Source organism: Nocardiopsis sp. L17-MgMaSL7 (assembly GCF_003182025.1).
Classification (GTDB): domain Bacteria; phylum Actinomycetota; class Actinomycetes; order Streptosporangiales; family Streptosporangiaceae; genus Nocardiopsis; species Nocardiopsis prasina.
The window spans coordinates 484,357-506,115 of the sequence record NZ_QGTF01000003.1 but is presented as its reverse complement, the minus strand read 5'-3'; the positions used below and the strand labels follow the sequence as shown (position 1 = coordinate 506,115).

Sequence of the window (21,759 nt, the reverse complement as noted above, 5' to 3'; positions counted from 1 at the left end):
GGGGGTTGCCCGGAACCGGTTCACCGGGCAGGCTTGGGAGCGCTCCCAAGAGAAAGGCCCCCATGAGCGCACCGCAACTCCCCCCGAACCTGCTGTTCGGTACCGCCACCGCCGCCTACCAGGTCGAGGGCGCCGCCACCGAAGGCGGCCGCGGCCCGTCCATCTGGGACACCTACTGCCGTACCCCCGGGCGAGTGGCCCGTGGGGAGTCCGGTGACGTCGCCTGCGACCACTACCACCGCTACGCCGAGGACGTCGACCTGATCGCCGGACTCGGCGTGGACCTGTACCGGTTCTCGGTCTCCTGGCCCCGCGTCCAGCCCGACGGCCGCGGAGCCCCCAACCCCGAGGGTCTGGCCTTCTACGACCGGCTCGTCGACACCCTCCTCGACGCGGGAGTCGAGCCCGCCCTCACCCTCTACCACTGGGACCTCCCCCAGGCCCTGGAGGACGAGGGCGGATGGCGGGTCCGCGACACCGCGCACCGGTTCGCCGAGTACGCGAGGATCGTCGCCGACCACCTCGGCGACCGGGTCGACCGCTGGATCACCCTCAACGAACCCTTCTGCAGCGCCTTCGTCGGGCACGCGGTCGGTCGCCACGCCCCCGGAACCCGGGAGGGCGCGGGCGCCCTCGCTGCCGCCCACCATCTGCTCCTCGCCCACGGCCAGGCCGTCGGGGAGCTGCGCGGCGCCGGGGCCGGGGAGGTCGGTATCACGCTCAACCCCGACCACCTGGTGCCCGCCACTGACTCCGAGGCCGACCGCGCCGCCGTCGAACGTGTCCGCACCCTGCACAACCGGACCTGGTTCGACCCGCTCTTCACCGGTGCCTACCCCGACAACGAGCGCGAGGTCTGGGGGGCGCTGGCCGACGCGCCCCACCGAAGGGAGGGGGACCTGGAGACCATCGGCCGACCCCTCGACTTCCTCGGTGTCAACTTCTACCGGCCCCTGATGTTCCGCGACGCCCCGCACGCCGAACCGGACCCTGCGCTGCGCACCGCCGTGGACGTCGGCGCCGAGCAGGTGGAGTACACCGGTTCGTGGCGGCACACCACCATGGGATGGCCGGTGGTCCCGGAGACCTTCGAGGAACTGCTGGTGGACCTGAACCGCCGCTACCCGGGGCTCCCACCCATCCTCATCACCGAGAACGGGTCGGCCGAGCCGGACGCGCCCGACGACGACGGCCGGGTCCACGACACGGACCGCGTCGCGTACCTGCGCGAACACCTGGCCGCGCTGGGCCGAGCCATTGAGGCGGGAGTGGACGTCCGGGGCTACTTCGTGTGGTCGCTGCTGGACAACTTCGAGTGGGCCTACGGGTACGAGCGCAGGTTCGGACTCGTGCGCGTGGACTACCAGAGCCTGGAGCGCCACCCCAAGGACAGCTACCACTGGTACCGGGAGTACCTGGCCGCGCACCGCGCCCGCCGGGGATAGGGGACGGCGGGAGCACGGACCTCCTGCCCACAGGGTTCCCTGGCGGACCAACGGCGTGTTGGCATACGTTCCGATCTGGGGCAAGCTGGAGGGCGTAGACGACGCACGAGGGCCATGGGGGCTCATGACGGACGGATCGGGTATGACGGCGCCGCGGGATGCGAGTTCGGGGACCAGCGGAAGCCTCCGCGCCGCACAGCGCATGCTCCAGTTGCAGAACAGCCTGGTGGAACTGCTGCGGACCAAGCCCTTCAGTCAGGTCACCTACAAGGAGATCACCGAGGGCGTCGACATCGACCGTTCCACCGTCTACCGGTACTACAACCACAAGAACCAGGTGCTCCAGGCCGCCGTGGACGTGCGGCTGACCGCCTTCGCCTCCCAGGTGGACCTCACCTTCGGTCGGATGGAGTCCATCGACGGGTACATGGGCCGCCTGGTCGACGCCTGGATGGCGCTGTGGCTGGAGTCGGGCGCGCTGCTGGCGGCCGCCTCCGGCCTGGGCGCGGAGCCGGGGGAGCAGCGCAGGTGGTGGCGCGAGCGGACCGAACCGTGGATCGAGGCGGTCCGTGAGGCGATCGAGGTGGCCCGTTTCGTCGAGGAACTGCCCGAGGACGGGCGTCCGGCGCTGCCGCTGGCCGAGATGACGGTGGGGATGTGCCTGTCCACCTTCAACAACGAGCTCACCGTCGCGCACACCGCCGAGCACCGTGAGATGCTCCGGGAGCTGCTGGTCGACGCGGTTCTGCGCACGATGGGCCGCGGCTAGCCTCCTCCGGGGACCACCACGGACGGTCACCCCCGGCAGGAGGCGGGACCGCGCCGCGCGACCGGGAGTCAGGCCGGCTGTCGGGCCAGCTTGCCGAAGGAGCCGACGACCGCGCCGAACGCGAACATGGACGCCTCGTCCTCGTCCATGTGCACGATCCCGGCGGGGATGCGTACACGGTAGGGCTTCTCCTCGGCGGGCAGGACATCCAGCCCGTCGATGATTCCCTGACCCTCCAGCAACAGGAGGGCCTCCCCGACGCGCCCCGTGCGGTCTCCCCGCGCCCAAATCGACATACGTTCACCCTAACTACAGCGCGTGGCCGAAAGCGGAGCCGGTCCGTGTTCCGGGCGGCCGCGCCGTGGCATCGCGGGAGGTTCGCGGCAAAGCGAATCCGACCTGGAACGCCCGGTTCACGGCGCCCCGGCTACCCCGCCCGGATTGGGGGAGTCTGTTCCCAGTGATATCACCGGCGGTGCAGTTGCACGTGCATGCGCACGTGAGTCTGGCCGGAAACGGCCATGGGCCCGGGAAGTGACTCTCGACCCGTTGGCCAGAGCCGAATCGGGGTAGGGCGGCGCTCGACCTCAGGGCGACAGGACGGTCATCGGTTCCCCCTCCGTGTCCAGGGCGGTCAGGCCGACCTCCGTCGCGGGAGGCGCCTCCGAGCGGGGTCCGGTCACCGCCAGCGCGCTCTCACCGCGCTCGGCGGCCCCCTCGGCGCCATCCTCCACGGTGAGGAGGCGACCTCCCGGGTGGCGGCGGCGAGGTAGTGCCACCGGCTGTCGTCGTCCCGCCACCACGTGCCCGCGGCCACCTCGCGGTTCAGGTTGCTACAGTCCCAGCCGCCCTCACGCTCCCCGGCCACCACAGTCCCCGTTCCCCCGCCGGTCCGAGTGACCAGCACCGCGCGAGCCAGCCCGCCGCCGTCGTGCCCGCCGAAGCGCACGCAGGTCCAACGGCCCTCGCCGCCGCCGGGACCCGCAGTCCCGCCTGGCCGCGCGGATGCCAGCTCCGGGGGTGCAGCGACCTGCGCAGGACCCGGCGGCGGGTCCTCGCGTACTCGTGCGGGCGGGGATGGCGGCGCCCGCGCGGGAGCGCGCCGGTCACGAGCCGGTGGGCGTCCTCCAACAGGCCTGGGGAGTCCCGGTGCCCGGAGAGCGTGGTCAGGGCGAGCAGGACGAGGTTGCGGTAGGAGTTGGGCGGAAGGCGTTGCTCCAGGGGGGTGGGCATGGTGTCTCCTTCGGATCTTCCGAGCGAGACTAGGGAAACCGGTGCACACACACTCGGCGAACACCGATACCCGCCCCCTATGTCCAGAAAGTCCAGGACAGCAGGTGCTTTCGTCCTCCCGGGATCGCCCGCGGCGGACTCGCGCAGCGCCGGTGACCACCCTGCCGGAGAGAGGGCCCCGGCACTCCTGCGGTCCCGTGGTCGGAGGTTCCCCGAGGGCGCTTCGAGCCGCCCCGCGCTCACGGTCTCACTCAGAGAACGGAGCACCCGAGATGGAACACTCCGAAACGGGACCGCCCCCGCGCATCACGGGAGCGGCCCAGACGCCCCCGGTAGGAGAGCGTGGACGACTCCAAGGTCCGTCATTCCTCCTCGCGCGTGCGTGGTGGTGAAGCCCACCAGCCGACGCCCGCGCGGCCTAGTTCAGGCTCAGCGCCTTCACCAGACCCCCTACTTCGGGATTGGGGAGAGCGCGTGCGATGTCAGCGGTCGTGACGATCCCGACGAGCGTGACACCGTCGATGACGGGGAGCCTCTTGACCCCGTGTTCCAGCATGGTGTCCATGGCTTCGTCCACGGAGTCGTCCGCTCCCACAGTCACGGCTTCGCCCTGGGTCAGGCCTCCGGCCGAGTCGGCCAGGTCCTTACCTCCGGCGAGCCCCCGCACGACGATGTCGCGGTCGGTCAGCACACCCTTGAGTCGACCGTCCTGCCCGCAGATGGGCAGTGCCCCCACCTGGTCGGCGGCCATGAGGTCCGCTGCCTTCTGCAGTGAGTCGTCCGTACCGATGCACCGGGGGTCGGCTGTCATTACTTCTCGGACCGTGGTCGGTGCCATCTCGAATCCTCTCCCTCCACGTGATGGCAGCGCGGTTCAGCGCCACTGCGGCCGGTGTGCCGGTCTGTTCCGGTCATACGGGCGGCGTTCAGATGTTCCCAAGGCACGGTTCGAGGTGAACGGCCCTTCGGACGACCGTGCGTCCTCGGGTCAGCGGGACCGTGTGGTTGCACCGAGACGTTGCCCGACCGCCCTGTGGGAGGCCTACCCGGCGGATCCCCCACCAACACGAACTCGGACGAATCCAGCCATCTGCGACAGGGAGACGAGTACCCGCGAGAGTACGGGCTGGTCGGCGGCGGACAACGGTGCCACTCGAACACATCGTTCCCTCTTGCGCCGTCCGCTCCGCCTCCCCTTCTCGCCCCGTGGACGCTGGACGGAGCCCCGGACCTGCCCGCTGTCCGCCGCCATCCGGGGTCAGAGCGCGTCCACACCGGGGTGGCCGGAACGAAGACGGGGTGCTATGGGGCCTGGTCGCGGGACTCCTGGGGAAGACGGGGGTTCGTGTTGCCTCCTCAGCCGCCCCGGTGATGGTCGTTGCCCTCGGGCACTGGGGAGGCGAGTGCGGCCGCGAAAGCGGAACCGGTCACTCTCCTGAGCCGGACGCCCCGGCCGGGGGCTCGTGGACCTCCACGTGCCATGGGCTGATCCGGTCACGGCGGAGGGCGCGTTCGCAGGCCTCGCGTACCTCCATGAAGCCCAGGGCGTCCAGGCCGGGATCGAGTCGGTCCCCATGGGGGTCGCCCGTTCTCCCCGTCCACAGGCACTCGTGCCGGTCGAGGTCGATCAGCGGGCCCCACAGGGCAGGTGACACCGGACCGAACAACCGGACCGACGGTGTGCCGTAGACGGTCGCGAGGTGGGCCACACCCGTGTCACCGCTCACCAACAGCCCGGCGTCGGCGACCAGACGGGCCAGACACGGTAGGTCGGTGCGTCCAGCCACGACCGCTTGTGGACTCAGCCCCGCCTCCCTGGCCACCCGGCACGCCAGGGGGCGTTCTTCGGCCGAACCCGTGAGCACCACTCGAAGCCCCTGTTCCCGCAGCCACCGTGCCACGAGCGCGAACCGTTCGGGAGGCCACCGCCTGGACGCGGTCTTCGCACCCGGGTGCAGGACCGCCGTGGCCGGACGCGCCCCGAGCTCTCCGTCGTGATCGGCGGGCCGCGGCCAGAGCATGTCCGTGGGCACGGTGCGTACGCCGTTCCACTCCAGGAGTCCACACCACAGGCGAGAGTCGTGTACAGCTCCCGGCCAGGGCGCTTCCGTGTACCGAGGGGGCGTGGAACGGGATGCGCGTTCGTCCGGTGCGCCCGTCGTCGCTTCTCCGGGTGGCGCGTAGGACCAGAGCCGGGTCGGTGCGAGCCCGCGCAGGACGGCGGTGCTCTGTGGGCCTCGCCCGTGCAGGTTCACCGCCACATCGGGTGCGGGGCCCCGCCACGGGGGAGTGCGCAACGGTTCCGAGGCAAGCACCGTCCATGTCAGCCCCGCCAGGCGCACGAGATCGCGATAGACGACCGGTGCCGCGAGGAGGCGCTCGTGGTGCGCGAACTCCCGCTCCAACGCGCGCAGGGCGGGGACGGCGGTGACGAAGTCCCCCAGACCCAGACAGCGCAGCGCCAAGAGGGAACCGCGCCCCGCGGGAGCCGACGACCGACTCGGGCCGTCTCCCCGGCCCGGGAGGGGCCGGTGCTGTGGGTGCCGACCGTCCATTCAACCTCCTCGTCGCACAGCCGTGTGCTCTGCGCCTGACCCGTCGCTCCGGCCGATAAACACCGGTCACGGTCGTAACCACAAAGCGGTCGCGACCGTGGGGGGAAACGAAGTCGCAGGTCAATCAGATGTGGCGGTCACGTTTATACCGGTTCGCGCTAGGTAGTCGAGTGCTTGTGTTCGGTGTCCGAGTTGTACCCCGACGGTGAGGAGGAGGACCATGCGGGTACTTGGCGTCAACGCCGTCTTCCACGATCCCGCGGCGGCCCTGGTGGTCGACGGCAGAACCGTCGCCGCCGCCGAAGAGGAGAGGTTCTCCCGCCGCAAGCACGGCAAGGAGGCCGTCCCCTTCTCCGCCTGGGAGCTGCCCGAGCAGGCCATGCGCTGGTGCCTGGACCATGCCGGACTCCATCCGTCGGAGCTGGACGCGGTCGCCTACTCCTACGACCCCGAACTCGCGAGCGACGAGGGTCCGGGACTCGAACCGGTCTGGGAGCGTCTGCGGTCCATCTACGTCGAGCGCGCGCCGCACTTCCTGGCCACGGCCCTCCCGGGCCTGGACCCGGCCAGCGTCGTCTACGTGCCGCACCACGTCGCGCACGCGGCCTCCGCGGCCCTGGCGGCGCCTCCCCCCTCCAACGGATCCGAGGGAACGGCTGTCCTGGTTGCCGACGGCCGAGGGGAGACCACGTCGCACCTCGCTGGTGCGTACACCGCGGACGGGGCACTGGAGATCCTCGCGCGGCAACCGCTCCCGGAATCCCTGGGCCTGGTGTACGAGGAGCTGACGCAGCACCTGGGGTTCCGGCGCTCCAGCGACGAGTACAAGATCATGGCCCTCGCCTCCTACGGCGAACCCTCCCTCGACGAACTCCTCAAGGACCGGATCGCGTACCTGGGTGACGGGCTCGTCGTGGCCTCCGGAGTGGACTGGGAAGCGCTGGTCCCAGCGCGACGACCGGGCGAGGAACCGGACCGGCGTCACGCGGACCTCGCCGCCAGCGTGCAGAACCGGATGGAGGAGGTTCTTCTCCAGCTCGTCGAGTGGCTGTACCAGAGCACTGGACTGAGCCGTCTGGCGATGGCCGGTGGAGTGGCCCTGAACTGCGTGGCCAACAGCCGCATCGCCGTCGAGGGACCTTTCGACGAGGTGTGGGTCCAACCCGCTGCGGGCGACGCCGGCACCGCCCTGGGCGGTGCCCTCCAGGTCGCCGCCGACCTGGGCGACACCATCCGACCCATGCCCGGCGCCGACCTCGGCCGCAGTTGGGACGAGGACCAGCTCCGCGAGATCCTCAACGACGCCGACGTCGAATACGAGCGCCCCGACGACCTCGTCGCGGAGGTGGCCCGGGCCCTGAGTGACGACGCCCTGGTCGCGTGGTTCCAGGGGAGGTCGGAGTACGGACCCCGAGCCCTGGGGCACCGTTCCCTCCTGGCCAACCCGTCCCGGGAGGAGAACCTCGAGAGGCTCAACCGGGTCAAGGGTCGGGAACAGTTCCGCCCCGTCGCCCCGATGGTGTCGGCCGAACGAGCCCCGGAGATCTTCTCCCAGGGGCCGCTGCCCAGCCCCTACATGCTCTTCGTCCACGAGGTCGCGCCCGAGTGGCGCGACCGGATCCCGGCGGTGGTCCACGTCGACGGCACCGCCAGGGTCCAGACCGTGGAGCACGGGGACGACCCGACCACCGCGCGGCTGCTCGCCGAGTTCGACGCGCTGACCGGACTTCCGGTCCTGGTCAACACGAGCCTGAACACGGCGGGACGGCCGATGGTGGACTCCCCACGTGACGCCCTGGAGTGTTTCGGCTCCGCCCCGGTGGACGTCCTCGCGCTGGGCCCCTTCCTCGTCCGACGCGCCCGGGCCGACGGAGCACGGTCATGAGGGGCCCCGAGTACGCGATCGTCATCCCGACCGTGGGGCGTCCGGGCCTGGCCGAGGTCCTGCGATCCCTGCTCGCGCCTTCGGAGGAGAACGCTCCCAGGGAGATCGTCGTCGTCGACGACCGCCCCGCGGCTGTGGAGGCCGACCCGGTCCCCGGCACCCACCTGCCAGGGGTCCGCGTCCTGCGAACCGGCGGTCGCGGTCCCGCCACCGCGCGCCAGGCCGGATGGCACTCCTGCACGGCCCCCTGGATCGTCTTTCTGGACGACGACGTACGGCCGCCACCCGACTGGTCGGCACGGCTCTGCGCTGACCTGGCCGACCTCCCACAAAACGTCGCGGGCAGCCAGGGGCGCATCGTCGTCCCGCGTCCCGTGGGGCGGCGCCCCACGGACAACGAGCGCAACACCATCGCGTTGGAGGGGGCCCGGTGGATCACGGCCGACCTGGCGGTGCGCCGGAGCGCCCTGGAACGCATCGGCGGTTTCGACACCCGTTTCCCCCGGGCCTACCGGGAGGACACGGACCTCGTGCTGAGGTTGGAAGAGGCGGGCCTGGGCCTGGTTCGGGGAGACCGTGTGTGCGTGCACCCCGCGGCCAAGGGCCGCCGAGGAGCCTCCCTCGCCGCTCAACGGGGCAACTCCGACAACGCCCTCATGCGCCGGCTCCACGGGCCGCGCTGGCGTGAACGCGTGAAGGAGGTCCCCGGGGCGCTGCGTTCCCACATGCTCACCACCTCCCTGCTCGTCCTGGCGGTCACCGCCGCCCTCACCCGACGCAGATCCACGGCGCTCGCGCTCGGAGCTGCGTGGACCGCTCGCACGGCCCGTCTCGCGGCGGCCAGGATCCTGCCCGGACCCGCCGATCCCGTCGAATGGGCTGACATGGCCTTCACCAGCGCGCTCGTCCCGCCATTGGCCGTCTGGCACCGGAGCGCGGGGGAACTTCGACACGCCCGCTCCAAGCGGAGGTCGACCGTGAGAGCGATCGTCTTCGACCGCGACGGCACCCTGGTGCAGGACGTGCCCTACAACGGCGACCCGGACCTGGTGGTGCCACGGGACGGCGCGGCGAAGGCCATCGAGCTGGCGCGCAGCCACGGGCTCTCGGTGGCGGTCGTGACCAACCAGTCCGGTGTGGGGCGCCGCCTGATCACCGAGGACGACGTGTCCGCCGTCCACCGCAGGATCGACGAGCTCCTCGGGGAGGTCGACGTGTGGGAGGTCTGCGTCCATCGCGAGGACGAGGGCTGCGCCTGCCGCAAGCCGCGCCCCGGGATGGTCTTCTCCGCAGCCAGGAGGCTGGGGGTCTCCCCGGCCGAGTGCGCGGTCGTGGGAGACATCGGGGCCGACGTGGAGGCGGCAGCGGCGGCGGGGGCCAGAGGCGTCCTTGTGCCCACCCCCCGCACCAGGGCGGCCGAACTGCGAGCGGCGCCCGAGGTGGAGGACGGTCCCTTCCAAGCGGTGGCCCGGATCCTGGGGGGTGTACGGCCGTGACCGCAGGCACCGTGATCGTGGCACGTATGGACAGCATGGGCGACGTGGTGCTGTCGGGACCGGCCGTACGCGCTGTTGCGCACGGCTCCGAAAGGGTGGTCATGCTGGTCGGGCCCAGGGGCGCGGCGGCCGCTCAGCTCCTGCCGGGCGTGGACGGCACCATCGTGTGGCGGTCCCCGTGGATCGATCCCGTTCCGCCGGCCGTCGAGCGCGCCGACGTGGACGCCCTGATCTCCCGGATCGCCGAGACCGGTGCGCGGGAGGCCCTCATCCTCACCTCGTACCACCAGTCACCTCTGCCCCTGGCCCTGCTACTCAGGATGGCCGGGGTCGGACGCGTCAGTGCCATCAGCGACGATTACCCGGGGAGCCTCCTGGACGTACGGCACCGGAGCGCTCCCGGGATTCCCGAGCCCGAGCGCGCCCTCTCCTTGGCGGAGGCCGCCGGGTTCGGGCTCGCACCCGGTGATGACGGACGACTGGCTCTCACCGAAGCCCTTCCGGACACGGTCGGTATGACCGGCCCCGACGGGTACGTCGCGGTCCATCTGGGGGCGGACGCGCCAGCACGCGAACTTCCCCGGGCTCTGGCCTCCGAGGTCGCGCGGGCGCTTCACGACCGCGGGCACCGGGTCGTGGTGACGGGCTCGGACGGCGCCAGCGCGTCCTCCGTGGCGGCGGATCACGCCCTCAACCTCGCGGGCCGCACCAGCACCGGCGAACTGGCGGACGTGCTGCGCCGAGCGAGGGTCCTGGCGGTGGGCAACACCGGCCCCGCCCACCTGGCGGCGGCGCTGCGCACTCCCGTGGTGTCGCTCTTCGCTCCCGTGGTGCCCGCCTCGGCCTGGGCGCCCTACGGGGTGGCGCGCCGTGTCCTCGGTGACCAGGGGGCGCCCTGCGCCGGCACCCGCGCGCGCCAGTGCCCGGTCCCGGGCCACCCGTGCCTGCGCGGTGTCACCGCACAGGACGTGCTGACCGCCATCGAGGAACTGGAGGGTCCACGATGACCGCGAACACGTACACGGCCTCCCCACGGGGGCGGGGGACGGCCCCGACGGCGAGGAACCCGGCGCGGGTCCTCCGTATTCTGCTGTGGCACGTGCACGGATCCTGGACGACGGCCTTCGTCCAGTCGGGGCACACCTGCCTGCTGCCACTCGAAGCCGAGCGCGGACCCGACGGGCGAGGCAGGGCCCGCACGTGGGACTGGCCCGCCAACGCCGTCGAGGTGCCCACCGAGGAGCTCCTCGACACCGACGTCGACCTGGTGGTGTTGCAGCGGCCCCACGAGCTGGAGCTGTCCGCGCGTTGGCTCGGGCGGGCACCGGGCCACGAGGTACCCGCCGTCTACGTCGAACACGACACTCCCCGCGGCGCGGTGCCCGACACGCGGCACCCTCTGGCTGACCGGTCCGACATACCGGTGGTGCACGTCACGCACTTCAACGAGCTGTTCTGGGACTGCGGACGCGCTCCCACTCGTGTGGTCGAGCACGGTGTTCCCGACCCGGGCCACCTCTACTCGGGCGACGTCCAGCGCGCCGGGGTGGTCCTGAACGAGCCTTTGCGTCGCTGGCGCTTCACTGGCACCGACCTGCTGCCGGGAGTCGCGGAGCACGTTCCTCTGGACCTGTTCGGGATGGCCGTCGCGGGAGTCCCCGGGCAGCTGGGCCTGGAGGAGTCGGAGCTCCGGGCCCACGAGGACCTGCCCCAGCTCGCCATGCACCACGAGCTGGCCCGGCGCCGGGCCTACCTGCATCCTCTGCGATGGACCTCGTTGGGCCTCTCCCTCATCGAGGCCATGATGCTGGGTCTTCCTGTCGCGGCTCTGGGCGCCACCGAGGCCTACGAGGCAGTGCCGCCCGAGGCCGGAGTGGTGTCGACCGACCCTCGTGTGCTGCGGGATGCCCTCCTCACGTTCCTGGAGGACCGCGAACACGCCGAACGGGTCGGAACCGCTGCCAGGCAGGCCGCACTGGAGCGGTACGGACTCTCCAGGTTTCTTGACGACTGGGAGCGACTGTTGGAGGAGGTGTCACGATGAGGATCGCTATGGTGTCGGAGCATGCCAGTCCGATGGCGTGCATCACCGGCGAGGACGCGGGGGGCCAGAACGTCCACGTCGCGGAGCTGGCCACGGCGCTCGCCGGTCTGGGGCACGAGGTGGTGGTCTACACGCGTCGCGCGGACACCACGAACCCCGACCGAGTACCCCTGGCCGACGGAGTCACCGTCGAACACCTCAGGGCCGGACCGGCCGCCGAGGTCAGCAAGGATCAACTGCCGCCGTACATGCCCGAGTTCGGGCGACGGCTGCGCAGGGCCTGGGCCTGGTGGCGACCGGACGTCGTGCACGCCCACTTCTGGATGAGCGGAGCCGCGGCCATCCCGGCCGCCGAGGCCTTCGGAGTGCCCGTGTTCCAGACCTTCCACGCCCTGGGGTCGGTGAAGCGTCGGTTCCAGGGGACCGCCGACACGAGCCCTCCGCAGCGCTGCGGGGTCGAACGTCAGGTGGCCCGAGCCAGCGCCATGGTGGTGGCCACCTCGAACGAGGAGCGGAACGAGCTGCTGACCTGGGGTGTGGGTCCGGAACGGGTGGCGGTGGTCCCCTGCGGGGTCGACCCGGAACGCTTTTCGCCGACCGGTCCGGTCCTGGACCGGAACAGGCGCCCCCGGATTCTCAGTCTCGGCCGCCTGGTGCCCCGCAAGGGCGTCGACACGGTCATGCGAGCGATGGCGTCGGTGCCGGAGGCAGAACTGCTCGTGGCCGGTGGACCACCTCCCGCGGATCTGGCCGAGGACCCCGAGGCGGCACGTCTGCAAGCGATGGCCGCGCAGCTGAGCCTGCGCGACCGCGTGCGCTTCCTGGGCTGCGTCGACCGCACCGACGTGCCAGCCCTGATCAGGTCGGTGGACGTGGCGGTCAACGTGCCTTGGTATGAGCCGTTCGGGATTTCGACCCTGGAGTCGATGGCCTGCGGGGTCCCCGTGATCGCCTCTCGCGTGGGAGGCCACAGGGACACGGTCGTGCCGGGTCACACGGGGATGTTGGTGCCGCCGCGCCGTCCGGCGCGACTGGCGGAGGCCCTGCGGTGCCTGCTCGCGGACCCACGTGCACGGGACGTCCTCGGAAAGGCGTCCAGGCGGAGGGTCGAGGACCGGTACACGTGGGAAGCGGTCGCGCGTGCCACAGAGGCCTGCTACCGCGCGGCGGCTTCCGCGGACGTGCCCCGACCGAGGCGTCCCCGCACGCAAGTCCTGGAACGAACGGTCGGCACGGTCATGGGAGGCGAGGAGTGATGCACGCACACATGCGAGAACTCTCCGACGCCCTCACCCGCACCGACGTGGAGAGCGTCGAGCACTGGGGGCACACAGCGGCGCCCGCCCTGGCGTCCGGGAAACACCTGTTCGCCTGTGGGAACGGAGGCAGCGCCGCTGAGGCGCAACATCTGACCGCCGAGCTGACAGGGCGCTTTGAGAGGGAGCGAGCCCCCTTGTCGGCTCTGGCGCTGCACGCGGAGACCTCCAGCCTGACCGCCATCGCCAACGACTACGGCTACCGGTACTCGTTCGCGCGGCAGTTGCGCGCCCACGCCTCTGAGGGCGACATACTCGTGTGCCTGTCCACCAGCGGGGCCAGCGAGAACGTGGTCGAAGCGGCCAGAGCAGCCCGTGAACTGGGGGTGGTGACATGGTCGTTGACCGGCCCGGAGGCCAGCGCCCTGTCCGTACTCAGCGACGAGGCGGTGGGTGTACCAGCGGTCTCCGCGTCGACCATCCAGGAGGTTCACCTGGCCCTCGTGCACGTCTTCTGCGCGGCCGTGGACCACCGGCTGGAGCGGCTCGGCCTGGCCCTGGAGGTCCCCGTTCCGAGGAGGACGTCGACATGAGCACCATCGTGGTGATCGGCGACGCACTGTTGGACGTCGACCTTCGAGGCGAAACGTACCGGACCTGCCCGGACGCGTCGGCGCCCGTCGTGGAGCACACCGTGCGCCGCCACCGGCCCGGAGGAGCCGCCCTCACAGCCCGGCTGCTCAGCGAACACGCGGGAGTGGACGTGGTACTCCTGACCGCGCTCGGGACGGACTCCGCGGCGGCTGAGGTCGCCCGGGGGCTGGGCCCCGAGGTGACCCTCGTTACGCCGTCCCCGCGTGGACACACCCCGACCAAGACGCGCATCCAGACGGGCGCGGGAACGGTCGCCCGAGTGGACGAGGGTTGCGAACCCGGCTTCGAGTGGAGTGGCGACTCCGACGTCCACGCCCTGATCCGGGAAGCCTCGGCCGTCCTGGTCTCCGACTACGGCCTCGGCATGACCGGTCAGGAGGCCGTGCGCGACGCCCTGGCCCGAGTTGTGGGGCGCGTGCCCCTGGTGTGGGATCCGCACCCGAAGGGCGCCCCGCCCGTGCCGGGGACCGACCTGGTCACCCCGAACGAGTCGGAGTCGTTCCTGGTCGGTCCAGGGGCCTCCGACACACCCGCGGACCGGGCGGGCGTTCTCGTGGACCGGTGGAGTGCGAACGCGGTCACCGTGACGCTGGGCGAACGGGGAGCGGTGTGGTCCGACCGGCGGGGGGCCCGCGGACGGACGGCTTCGCCGCCGGTGCGCACGCCCGCGGACACCTGTGGCGCCGGCGACGCCTTCGCCGCGGCCTGCACGGTCTCCCTGGCCTCGAACCCGGACGTGCACACGGCGGTGTGCGCCGGCGTCCGGGCGGCCACCGCCTTCGTCGGTCGGGGGGCGGCAGGGGGCCACGCACCCGCTGAGACGGGCCGTGGGCCCGCCGTCGGCCTCCACGCTCCTTCGCCCGTCACCGAAGCCGTCCGCCGTGGCGGCGGGCGGGTGGTGGCCACCGGCGGCTGCTTCGACGTGCTCCATGCCGGACACGTGGACCTGCTCCGACGCGCCCGCGCGCTCGGGGACCACCTGGTGGTCCTGCTCAACGACGACTCCTCCGTCCATGCCCTGAAGGGAGAAGGGCGTCCCGTCATGCCCCAACACGACCGGATCAGAGTGCTGTCGGCCCTGGACTGCGTGGATTCGGTCGTCCTCTTCGACGACCGCACTCCGATCCGGACCCTCGAACGGCTGCGGCCGGACGTGTGGGTCAAGGGAGGAGACTACGAGCCCGACCTCCTGCCGGAGACACCCGTGGTCCGGGGCGCCGGGGGCGAGGTCGTCACCGTGCCCTTGCTCGCCGGGCGTTCCTCCACCCGGCTCATCGACCGCATGCGCGAACGCGTGGACGTTCCCACGAGTTGAACACACCCGTTGGAAGGAGAAGGACAATGCGGGAAATCGGTACGACGATTGTCACCGGCGGAGCCTCCGGACTCGGCGCCGCCACCACACAGGCCATCTCGGAGCAGGGCGGTACGCCGGTGGTGCTGGACCGACGCCATCCGGGCAACGGTACGGCCTTCGAGGAGGTCGACCTCTCGGACCGGCGCGCCGTCGAACGGGCGGTGTCGCACGTGGTCGAGAAACACGGGCGAATCGACGCGGTGGTCAACGCGGCCGGGACGGACGCCTGCGGGACGTTGGGAGAGGTCTCGGCGGAAGAGTGGGAGCACGTCGTCGCCGTCAACCTCCTGGGAACGGTCGCGGTCACCCGCTCGGCCCTGCCACACCTGAGGGCGAGTGAGGGCACGATCGTGAACTGTGCCTCCACCCTGGGGCTCCGGGCGCTCAGCGACGCCACCGCCTACTGTGCCTCCAAGTTCGGCGTGGTGGGGTTCACCCGGGCGCTGGCGGCGGAACTCGCGGGAACGGTCGGCGTCACGCTCCTCGTGCCCGGAGGGATGCGGACCGCCTTCTTCGACGACCGCCCCGAGCAGTACAAACCCGGCCCGGACGCCAAGCTCAACGACCCGGCCGACGTCGCGTCGACCGTGCTCATGGCACTTCGCCAGCCACGCGGATGCGAGATCCGGGAGATGGTCGTGTGCCCGTCCATGGAGACCTCGTGGCCCTGAGCTCCGTCACACGTATCAGGGTCCGCGAGGCCCGAACCCAGAGGAGGAACCGAACATGCGGCATTCCGGACGAGGCGCCGTCCTGGTGACGGGCGGCGCCGGATTCCTCGGATCACACCTGTGCGAACGCCTGGTGGAGCAGGGTCGGCGGGTGGTGTGCCTGGACAACCTGGCCACCGGGCGGACGGACAATGTCCGTCATCTGCTGGACCACCCGCTGTTCCACCTCAACCTGGTCGACGTCACGGAGCCGTGGTCGATCGACGAACCGGTGTCGGCGGTGTTCCATCTCGCGTCCGCCGCCTCACCGCCGGACTACCTACGGCTGCCGGTGCAGACGCTGGAGGCCGGAAGCCTGGGCACCCGCAACGCGCTGGCCTGCGCCAGAAGGCACGGTGCCCGGTTCGTTTTGGCCTCCACCAGTGAGGTCTACGGCGACCCCCGCGAGCACCCCCAACGTGAGACCTACTGGGGACACGTCAACCCCATCGGTCCGCGCAGTGTCTACGACGAGGCAAAACGGTATGCCGAGGCACTGGTGATGGCGCACCACCGGGAGGGCCTCACGGACGTCGGGATCGCCAGGGTGTTCAACAGTTACGGACCCAGGATGCGCCCGGACGACGGGCGCATGATCCCGACCTTCATGACACAGGCGCTGTCCGGGCGGCCGATCACAGTGACGGGCGACGGGCACCAGACGCGGTCGATCTGCTTCGTCGACGACACGGTGGAGGGGCTGCTCCGCCTGGCGGAGTCCGAAGAGTGCGGACCCGTCAACATCGGCAGCCAGGAGGAGGTCAGCGTGCTGACGCTCGCCCGCTTCATCCGCGACTTCTCCGGGTCGGGATCGGAGGTCGTCTTCGTTGACCGTCCCCAGGACGACCCGCACTTCCGCAGGCCCGATATCACCAGGGCCGTACGGGCGCTGGGCTGGAGCCCGAAGGTCCGGCTGGAGGAGGGGCTGCGCCGCACACTCGCGCACTTCATGACCCAGCACACGGACATGGTGACGGAGGAGTGCGAGGGACGGCCACGCCACTTCGGGAAGGAGGGCAAGAATGGAGTCGGACACGAAGCGGTCCAGGGTGTCGGTCGTGGTGATCACCCGTGACCGGGTCCGGGAACTGTGCCGAACCCTGACCGAACTGCGCTCGCTCGATCCGGCGCCGCCGGTGGTCGTCGTGGACAACGGCTCGCAGGACGGGACGCCGCAAGCAGTGCGGAGCCGGTTCCCCGAGGTCACCCTGGTGGAGAACGGGTACAACGCGGGCTGCGCGGCGCGGGACACGGGGGTGGCCCGTACCAACACACCCTACGTGGCCTTCAGCGACGACGACTCGTGGTGGTATCCGCAGGCGTTGGAGCGGGCGGCCGACGCGCTGGACGCGCATCCAAGGCTGGGGCTGGTCGCCGCGGCCGTCTACGTCGGCGAGGAGGAGCGCCCCGACCCCGTCAACGAGGATCTGCTGCACAGTCCGCTGGCTCCGGCGCCCGACCTGCCCTGGCCACGCGCCATGGGTTTCCTGGCCTGCGCCAGTGTGGTGCGCCGTTCCGCGTTCGACGAGGCGGGAGGCTTCGGGTCGCTGTTGTTCTTCGGTGGAGAGGAGGCGCTGCTCGCACAGGACCTGGCCGCGCGTGGGTGGGCACTATGCCATCTGCCGCACGTGCACGCCCACCACCGGCCCTCCGCCTCGCGTCCGCCCGGTCGTTGGCGTCGCACCCTGGAGCAGCGTAACGCGCTGCTCACCGTGTGGCTTCGACGCAGGCCCATAGTGGTCTTGGACCGTACGGCCCGTGCCCTGGTCCGGGGCGTGCGAAACACCGAGACCCGGCGGGCGCTGCGCCTGGCGGTGGCCAAGGTGCCCATGGTCGTCACTGAGCGCAGCCGACTGCCCGCTCGGGTGGAGGAGGACCTCGCGTGTCTGGAACGGACGTGAACCCGCGGATCGGTGTCGTGGTCATCACCCACAACCGCAGACGGGAGCTGAAACGAACCCTGCGCCTCCTGGAGGAACTGCCGGAGTCACCGCCGATCGTGGTCGTGGACAACGCCTCCTCGGACGGGACGGTGCGGGCCGTCGAGAAGGAGCACCCGGGAGTGCACCTCATCCGCTCGGCCGTCAACCTGGGAGCGATCGGCCGTAACCTCGGTGTTGAGGCCCTGCCGACTCCCTACGTCGCCTTCTGTGACGACGACACCTGGTGGGAGCCGGGTGCGCTGGAACGCGCGGTCCAGCTCCTGGACGAACACCCCCGGCTGGGAGCGATCACAGCCCGCCTCTTGGTCGAGCCCGGGGGCGAGGAGGACCCGCTCACACCGGAACTGCGCCACTCTCCGCTGCCGTGCCCGGTCTGGCTACCGGGACCAGCCCTGCTGGGAGTCCTCGCCGGGGTCACCGTCTTCCGAGTGGAGGCCTTCAAGCGTGCGGGAGGGTTCTCCTCGCGCCTGTGGCTGGGAGGGGAGGAAGAACTCCTGGCGCTGGACCTGGCGGCCGACGGATGGTGGATGTGCTGGAACGAGTCCATGGTGGCCCACCACGAGGCCTCCGTCATTCGGGAACCGCGTCGCCGCAGGCGCCAGGGGATCCGCAACACTCTGTGGACCGCCTGGTTGCGGCGTGCGCCATGCGGTGCGTTCGCCCACACACGGGCCGTCCTGGGGTCGGTGCCGCCCGACCTCACCAGTGCCCTGGCGGTGATCGACGCGTTGGCGGGGCTTCCCTGGGTCCTCCGGGAACGCGAACGGGTGCCCGCGCACGTGGAGGACGGGCTGCGCCTGCTCGCCGAGCCCCGACGCAGGTCGGCGGCCAGGCGCTACGTCGACTAGCCCGTGCGCACGACTCATGGTGTTCGCGTGTACCGCGGGCACCAGCCGGGTAGCCGCGAGGGTGAGCCCACACGTCTCCCGCGCTGTGTGAAGGAGAGATGAGGACATGAAGAACGTCTTCGTGATGGGGCTGGACCAACGCAACCGCGAACTTCTGGATAGGACTCCGACCGGCCAGGGGTGCCGGTTCCACAAGCTCCTCGGCATCGAGGAACTCCAGAGCGGTGAGATCGATGTCGAGGAGACTCTCAGGGCCGCTCGGGCGGTGCTGGAGGGCTTCGACGGGTCTGTCGACGCCATCATCGGGTTCCGCGACTTCCCGATCACCCTCCTCGTGCCGGTCCTGTGCGCCGAACGCGGTCTCTCCGCACCGGACCTGGAGTCGGTGGTCCGGTGCGAACACAAGTACTGGAGCAGGCGGGTCCAAGCGGGCGTGACCGACGCCCACCCGCCCTTCGCGTTGGTCGATCTGGACGCGGACCGGCCCGAGCACGGTCTCCACTACCCACTGTGGGTGAAGCCCATCAAGTCGGCCTCCTCCGAACTGGCGTTCCGGGTGGAGGACGACGAGGAATTCGATGCGGCGGTCGAACGACTGCGTCGTGGGGTTGACCGGCTTGGTCGCCCCTTCGAAAGAATTCTGAGCCGGGTGGACCTCCCGGCGGAGGTCGCACGGGCCGATCGACACCACTGTCTCGCCGAAGGAGCCCTGCACGGAGTACAGGTCGCTGCTGAGGGGTGTGTGTACCAGGGAGAGATCACCGTGTACGGGGTGCTCGACTCGGTCGACTACCCGGGAAGCCCGTCGTTCCTGCGTCACCAGTACCCGTCGGGTCTGCCGGAGGAGGTACAGCGGCGTGTCGTCGAGACCACCGAACGCGTCATCGCCGCACATGGGCTGGACAACTCGACCTTCAGCGTCGAGTTCTTCTACGACCCCATCCTGGACTTCCTCGGCATCGTGGAGATCAACCCCCGGCATTCCCAGAGCCACGCCGCGCTCTTCGAGTTCGTGGACGGCGTGGCCAACCACGAGCGCATGCTCCGCCTGGCCCTGGGCCGTGATCCGCACCCTCCTGACGTGACCGGAGAGGTGTTCCCGGTGGCAGCCGAGTGGTACCTGCGGCGGTTCCGCGACGGTGTGGTCGCCCGCGTTCCCTCTCCTGAGGACGTGATCGCGCTCGGGGACTCCCTACCCGGGGTGAAGGTCCAGGTCGTGCCCCAGGAGGGCCAGCGGCTCTCCGACATGCTGGCCCAGGACAGCTACAGCTTCGAGCTCGCCAAGATCCTTACCGGAGGAGCGGGCGAGTTGGAGATTCGGGCCAAGTTCGAACGCTGCGTGAAGGCCCTGCGGTTCGAGTTCCGGGACGACGGTCCGACCGAGGGCCCCGCTCGGGTCTGAGGAGGTACACATGCGTTTCGTCGACGACCTGCCCCACGAGGTCCGAATTGAGGAGCACGTCTGGATCCCGATGTCCGACGGCGTGCGCCTGGCGGCCAAGCTCTGGCTGCCCAGCACGGCGAAGGAGGCTCCGGTTCCGGCTGTTCTGGAGTACATCCCCTACCGTCGGCGCGACCTGACCGCGGTCCGTGATTCCACGCACCACCCCTACCTCGCCGGACACGGGTACGCGTGCGCGCGGGTCGACCTTCGGGGCACCGGTGACTCCGAGGGCGTGCTCACCGACGAGTACCTCGACCGTGAGCAGCGGGACGCGGAGGAGGTCCTCGCCTGGTTGGCCGCCCAACCCTGGTGTGACGGGAACACCGCGATGATCGGCCTGTCCTGGGGCGGCTTCGCGGCACTCCAGGTCGCGGCGCGGCGGCCGCCGAGTCTGCGGACCATCGCTGTCAGCTGCTTCACCGATGACCGGTACGCCGACGACTTCCACTACATGGGCGGATGCCTCCTGTCGGACAACCTCGCCGAGGCCGGCACCACGTTCGCCTACGCCACCTGCCCGCCAGACCCGGAGACGGTCGGCCCCGCCTGGCGCGACATGTGGTTGAAGCGCCTGGAGGCCAACCGGCCCTGGGTGATCGAGTGGCTCCAGCACCAGCGCAGGGACGGTTACTGGCGGCACGCCTCCGTCAGTGAGGACTACGACCGGGTCCAGTGCCCGGTCCTCGCTACCAGCGGTTGGGCGGACGGCTACTCGAACGCCGTCCTCCGACTCATGGAACGGCTCGACGTTCCGATCAAGGGACTGGTGGGCCCGTGGTCCCACCGGTATCCGCACATGGGCGTACCCGGTCCCGCGATCGGTTACCTCCAGGAGGTGGTCCGGTGGCTCGACCGCTGGACCAAGGGTGCGGACAACGGCATCGACGGAGAGACCGGCCTGTGGGCGTGGATGCAGGAGAGCGTGGAGCCGTCCGCCTCCTATGAGGAGCGGCCCGGGCGCTGGGTTCACGAGGCTGACTTTCCGTGCGCACGGGTGGAGGATCGCACGTTCGCCCTGACGGAACACGGGATCGTCCACCCCGGTGAGGACCGACACATGGTGGGGACGGCGCGGACGGTTCGCTCTCCCCTGTCAGTGGGGCAGTTCGCGGGAAAGTGGGCCTCCTACAGCGCACCGCCCGATCTTCCATCCGACCAACGCGAGGAGGACGGGGGCTCGTTGGTCTTCGACTCCGAGCCGTTGCAGGAGCGCTGCGAGATCCTGGGGACGGCACGTGCTGTCCTCGAACTCTCGGTCACCGAACCAGTGGCGATGGTCGCCGCTCGGCTGAGCGACGTCGCACCGGACGGAAGCGCCACGCGGGTGACTTACGGGCTGCTGAACCTGACGCACCGCGACGGGGACGATGTCCCGGAGCCTTTGGTGCCCGGTCGGACCTACAGCGTGGAGGTCATTCTGAACGGTGTGGCGCAGGCCTTCCCACCGGGACACCGGGTGCGGCTTTCGCTGTCGACCTCCTACTGGCCCCTCGCCTGGCCCCCGCCCCGACCGGTGCTCCTGACGGTCCACCCGGAGCACAGCCACCTCGTCCTGCCGGTACGGAGCGTTCCGGAGGAGGACGCGCCGATGGAGAGGGTGTTCGACGAACCGGAGTCCGTGGCCCCGCTGCCGACGACCCGGGTACGCCCCGGAGAACACGAGTGGACGGTCAGCAGGAACCTGGCGGACAACCGCTTCTCCCTGGAGATCGAGAAGGACGGCGGGGTGCTGCACTTCGACGGCATCGACCTGGACGTCTCCCGGCGGGCCCATGAGGTCTACGAGGCGCTGGGCGACGACTTCACCTCGGTCCGCGGCCGGACGGCGTGGACGATGCGCTTCTGTCGGGGCGAGTGGTGGACCAGGACCGAGACCTACACGGTCCTGGAGTGCACCGAGGAGGAGTTCCGCGTGCACGCGACCCTCGACGCCTACGAGTCGGGGGAGCGCGTCTTCTCCCGTGAGTGGACCGAGCGGGTTCCCCGTGACCACGTCTGAGCTGTGCCCTCCGGGGCGCCTGTCCGCGCCGATCCGGCGCTAACCCGGCCGTCGTTGAGAGGGGCGTCGGGACCTGGCGTGTGAGGACCTCCACTGGCAGCCAGCTCGGGAAACGTGCTCC

Annotated in this window: 20 protein-coding genes; 15 read left to right on the top strand and 5 right to left on the bottom strand. The window is 70.7% G+C overall.

What is annotated here, in order from left to right; genetic code table 11:
- Positions 1 to 62: 62 nt before the first annotated feature.
- On the top strand, positions 63 to 1,445 hold the full coding sequence (locus BDW27_RS07540; protein WP_017543664.1) for a GH1 family beta-glucosidase: 1,383 nt from the start codon (positions 63 to 65) through the stop codon (positions 1,443 to 1,445).
- Between the two features lie 202 nt (positions 1,446 to 1,647).
- Positions 1,648 to 2,214: a TetR/AcrR family transcriptional regulator gene (locus BDW27_RS07535; RefSeq protein WP_017543663.1), complete on the top strand. Its 567-nt coding sequence runs from the start codon at positions 1,648 to 1,650 to the stop codon at positions 2,212 to 2,214.
- A gap of 68 nt (positions 2,215 to 2,282) precedes the next feature.
- Here BDW27_RS07535 and BDW27_RS07530 read toward each other — a convergent pair whose 3' ends face one another.
- From BDW27_RS07530 to BDW27_RS07515, 5 genes are all read right to left on the bottom strand, one after another.
- Complete coding sequence (locus BDW27_RS07530; protein WP_040693363.1) at positions 2,283 to 2,510, bottom strand: hypothetical protein; 228 nt, start codon at positions 2,508 to 2,510, stop codon at positions 2,283 to 2,285.
- Positions 2,511 to 2,801: 291 nt separating this feature from the next.
- Complete coding sequence (locus BDW27_RS27435) at positions 2,802 to 2,948, bottom strand: hypothetical protein (RefSeq protein WP_233515671.1); 147 nt, start codon at positions 2,946 to 2,948, stop codon at positions 2,802 to 2,804.
- Positions 2,949 to 3,039: 91 nt separating this feature from the next.
- A complete protein-coding gene (locus BDW27_RS27430; RefSeq protein ID WP_199560573.1) occupies positions 3,040 to 3,447 on the bottom strand; it encodes a hypothetical protein in 408 nt (135 codons plus the stop codon).
- A gap of 418 nt (positions 3,448 to 3,865) precedes the next feature.
- Positions 3,866 to 4,258 (bottom strand): CBS domain-containing protein, encoded by a 393-nt coding sequence (locus BDW27_RS07520; protein ID WP_233515670.1) that lies wholly within the window; start codon positions 4,256 to 4,258, stop codon positions 3,866 to 3,868.
- Between the two features lie 616 nt (positions 4,259 to 4,874).
- Positions 4,875 to 6,002 (bottom strand): glycosyltransferase family 9 protein, encoded by a 1,128-nt coding sequence (locus BDW27_RS07515; RefSeq protein ID WP_110048756.1) that lies wholly within the window; start codon positions 6,000 to 6,002, stop codon positions 4,875 to 4,877.
- 220 nt (positions 6,003 to 6,222) lie between these two features.
- Here BDW27_RS07515 and BDW27_RS07510 point away from each other — a divergent pair, with 220 nt between their 5' ends.
- From BDW27_RS07510 to BDW27_RS07450, 13 genes are all read left to right on the top strand, one after another.
- Complete coding sequence (locus tag BDW27_RS07510) at positions 6,223 to 7,887, top strand: carbamoyltransferase C-terminal domain-containing protein (RefSeq protein WP_110048755.1); 1,665 nt, start codon at positions 6,223 to 6,225, stop codon at positions 7,885 to 7,887.
- Positions 7,884 to 9,383 carry an HAD-IIIA family hydrolase gene (locus tag BDW27_RS07505; RefSeq protein ID WP_110048754.1) on the top strand — a complete coding sequence of 500 codons (1,500 nt, stop codon included), beginning with the start codon at positions 7,884 to 7,886 and terminating at the stop codon, positions 9,381 to 9,383. The genes BDW27_RS07510 and BDW27_RS07505 overlap by 4 nt, the downstream gene beginning before the upstream one ends.
- Positions 9,380 to 10,390 carry a glycosyltransferase family 9 protein gene (locus BDW27_RS07500; protein WP_110048753.1) on the top strand — a complete coding sequence of 337 codons (1,011 nt, stop codon included), beginning with the start codon at positions 9,380 to 9,382 and terminating at the stop codon, positions 10,388 to 10,390. Before BDW27_RS07505 ends, BDW27_RS07500 begins: the two co-directional genes overlap by 4 nt.
- The gene (locus BDW27_RS07495; RefSeq protein WP_110048752.1) at positions 10,387 to 11,427 is read left to right on the top strand and encodes a glycosyltransferase; all 1,041 of its coding nucleotides are present in this window, start codon (positions 10,387 to 10,389) and stop codon (positions 11,425 to 11,427) included. The genes BDW27_RS07500 and BDW27_RS07495 overlap by 4 nt, the downstream gene beginning before the upstream one ends.
- A complete protein-coding gene (locus BDW27_RS07490; protein WP_110048751.1) occupies positions 11,424 to 12,683 on the top strand; it encodes a glycosyltransferase in 1,260 nt (419 codons plus the stop codon). Before BDW27_RS07495 ends, BDW27_RS07490 begins: the two co-directional genes overlap by 4 nt.
- Entirely contained in the window at positions 12,683 to 13,276 is a 594-nt protein-coding gene (locus BDW27_RS07485) for an SIS domain-containing protein (RefSeq protein WP_110048750.1), read from the top strand. Before BDW27_RS07490 ends, BDW27_RS07485 begins: the two co-directional genes overlap by 1 nt.
- Positions 13,273 to 14,652: a PfkB family carbohydrate kinase gene (locus BDW27_RS07480; protein WP_110048749.1), complete on the top strand. Its 1,380-nt coding sequence runs from the start codon at positions 13,273 to 13,275 to the stop codon at positions 14,650 to 14,652. The genes BDW27_RS07485 and BDW27_RS07480 overlap by 4 nt, the downstream gene beginning before the upstream one ends.
- A 26-nt stretch (positions 14,653 to 14,678) precedes the next feature.
- The gene (locus tag BDW27_RS07475; protein ID WP_110048748.1) at positions 14,679 to 15,365 is read left to right on the top strand and encodes an SDR family oxidoreductase; all 687 of its coding nucleotides are present in this window, start codon (positions 14,679 to 14,681) and stop codon (positions 15,363 to 15,365) included.
- 55 nt (positions 15,366 to 15,420) lie between these two features.
- Positions 15,421 to 16,479 carry an NAD-dependent epimerase/dehydratase family protein gene (locus BDW27_RS07470; protein ID WP_110048747.1) on the top strand — a complete coding sequence of 353 codons (1,059 nt, stop codon included), beginning with the start codon at positions 15,421 to 15,423 and terminating at the stop codon, positions 16,477 to 16,479.
- Positions 16,427 to 17,305 carry a glycosyltransferase family 2 protein gene (locus tag BDW27_RS07465; protein WP_110048746.1) on the top strand — a complete coding sequence of 293 codons (879 nt, stop codon included), beginning with the start codon at positions 16,427 to 16,429 and terminating at the stop codon, positions 17,303 to 17,305. The genes BDW27_RS07470 and BDW27_RS07465 overlap by 53 nt, the downstream gene beginning before the upstream one ends.
- Positions 17,287 to 18,195, top strand: a complete 909-nt coding sequence (locus BDW27_RS07460) for a glycosyltransferase family 2 protein (RefSeq protein WP_233515669.1) — start codon at positions 17,287 to 17,289, stop codon at positions 18,193 to 18,195. Before BDW27_RS07465 ends, BDW27_RS07460 begins: the two co-directional genes overlap by 19 nt.
- Before the next feature lie 106 nt (positions 18,196 to 18,301).
- Positions 18,302 to 19,597: an acetyl-CoA carboxylase biotin carboxylase subunit family protein gene (locus BDW27_RS07455; protein WP_110048744.1), complete on the top strand. Its 1,296-nt coding sequence runs from the start codon at positions 18,302 to 18,304 to the stop codon at positions 19,595 to 19,597.
- Positions 19,598 to 19,607: 10 nt separating this feature from the next.
- Positions 19,608 to 21,638, top strand: a complete 2,031-nt coding sequence (locus BDW27_RS07450) for a CocE/NonD family hydrolase (RefSeq protein WP_110048743.1) — start codon at positions 19,608 to 19,610, stop codon at positions 21,636 to 21,638.
- The last annotated feature ends 121 nt before the right edge of the window (positions 21,639 to 21,759 follow it).

Excerpts from the sequence above, each read along its gene's own strand:
- BDW27_RS07540 (WP_017543664.1), top strand. The coding sequence starts at position 63 with ATGAGCGCACCGCAACTCCCCCCGAACCTGCTGTTCGGTACCGCCACC.
- BDW27_RS07535 (WP_017543663.1), top strand. The coding sequence starts at position 1,648 with ATGCTCCAGTTGCAGAACAGCCTGGTGGAACTGCTGCGGACCAAGCCC.
- BDW27_RS07530 (WP_040693363.1), bottom strand. The coding sequence starts at position 2,510 with ATGTCGATTTGGGCGCGGGGAGACCGCACGGGGCGCGTCGGGGAGGCC.
- BDW27_RS27430 (WP_199560573.1), bottom strand. The coding sequence starts at position 3,447 with ATGCCCACCCCCCTGGAGCAACGCCTTCCGCCCAACTCCTACCGCAAC.
- BDW27_RS07520 (WP_233515670.1), bottom strand. The coding sequence starts at position 4,258 with ATGACAGCCGACCCCCGGTGCATCGGTACGGACGACTCACTGCAGAAG.
- BDW27_RS07515 (WP_110048756.1), bottom strand. The coding sequence starts at position 6,002 with ATGGACGGTCGGCACCCACAGCACCGGCCCCTCCCGGGCCGGGGAGAC.
- BDW27_RS07510 (WP_110048755.1), top strand. The coding sequence starts at position 6,223 with ATGCGGGTACTTGGCGTCAACGCCGTCTTCCACGATCCCGCGGCGGCC.
- BDW27_RS07505 (WP_110048754.1), top strand. The coding sequence starts at position 7,884 with ATGAGGGGCCCCGAGTACGCGATCGTCATCCCGACCGTGGGGCGTCCG.
- BDW27_RS07495 (WP_110048752.1), top strand. The coding sequence starts at position 10,387 with ATGACCGCGAACACGTACACGGCCTCCCCACGGGGGCGGGGGACGGCC.
- BDW27_RS07490 (WP_110048751.1), top strand. The coding sequence starts at position 11,424 with ATGAGGATCGCTATGGTGTCGGAGCATGCCAGTCCGATGGCGTGCATC.
- BDW27_RS07485 (WP_110048750.1), top strand. The coding sequence starts at position 12,683 with ATGCACGCACACATGCGAGAACTCTCCGACGCCCTCACCCGCACCGAC.
- BDW27_RS07480 (WP_110048749.1), top strand. The coding sequence starts at position 13,273 with ATGAGCACCATCGTGGTGATCGGCGACGCACTGTTGGACGTCGACCTT.
- BDW27_RS07475 (WP_110048748.1), top strand. The coding sequence starts at position 14,679 with ATGCGGGAAATCGGTACGACGATTGTCACCGGCGGAGCCTCCGGACTC.
- BDW27_RS07470 (WP_110048747.1), top strand. The coding sequence starts at position 15,421 with ATGCGGCATTCCGGACGAGGCGCCGTCCTGGTGACGGGCGGCGCCGGA.
- BDW27_RS07465 (WP_110048746.1), top strand. The coding sequence starts at position 16,427 with ATGGAGTCGGACACGAAGCGGTCCAGGGTGTCGGTCGTGGTGATCACC.
- BDW27_RS07455 (WP_110048744.1), top strand. The coding sequence starts at position 18,302 with ATGAAGAACGTCTTCGTGATGGGGCTGGACCAACGCAACCGCGAACTT.
- BDW27_RS07450 (WP_110048743.1), top strand. The coding sequence starts at position 19,608 with ATGCGTTTCGTCGACGACCTGCCCCACGAGGTCCGAATTGAGGAGCAC.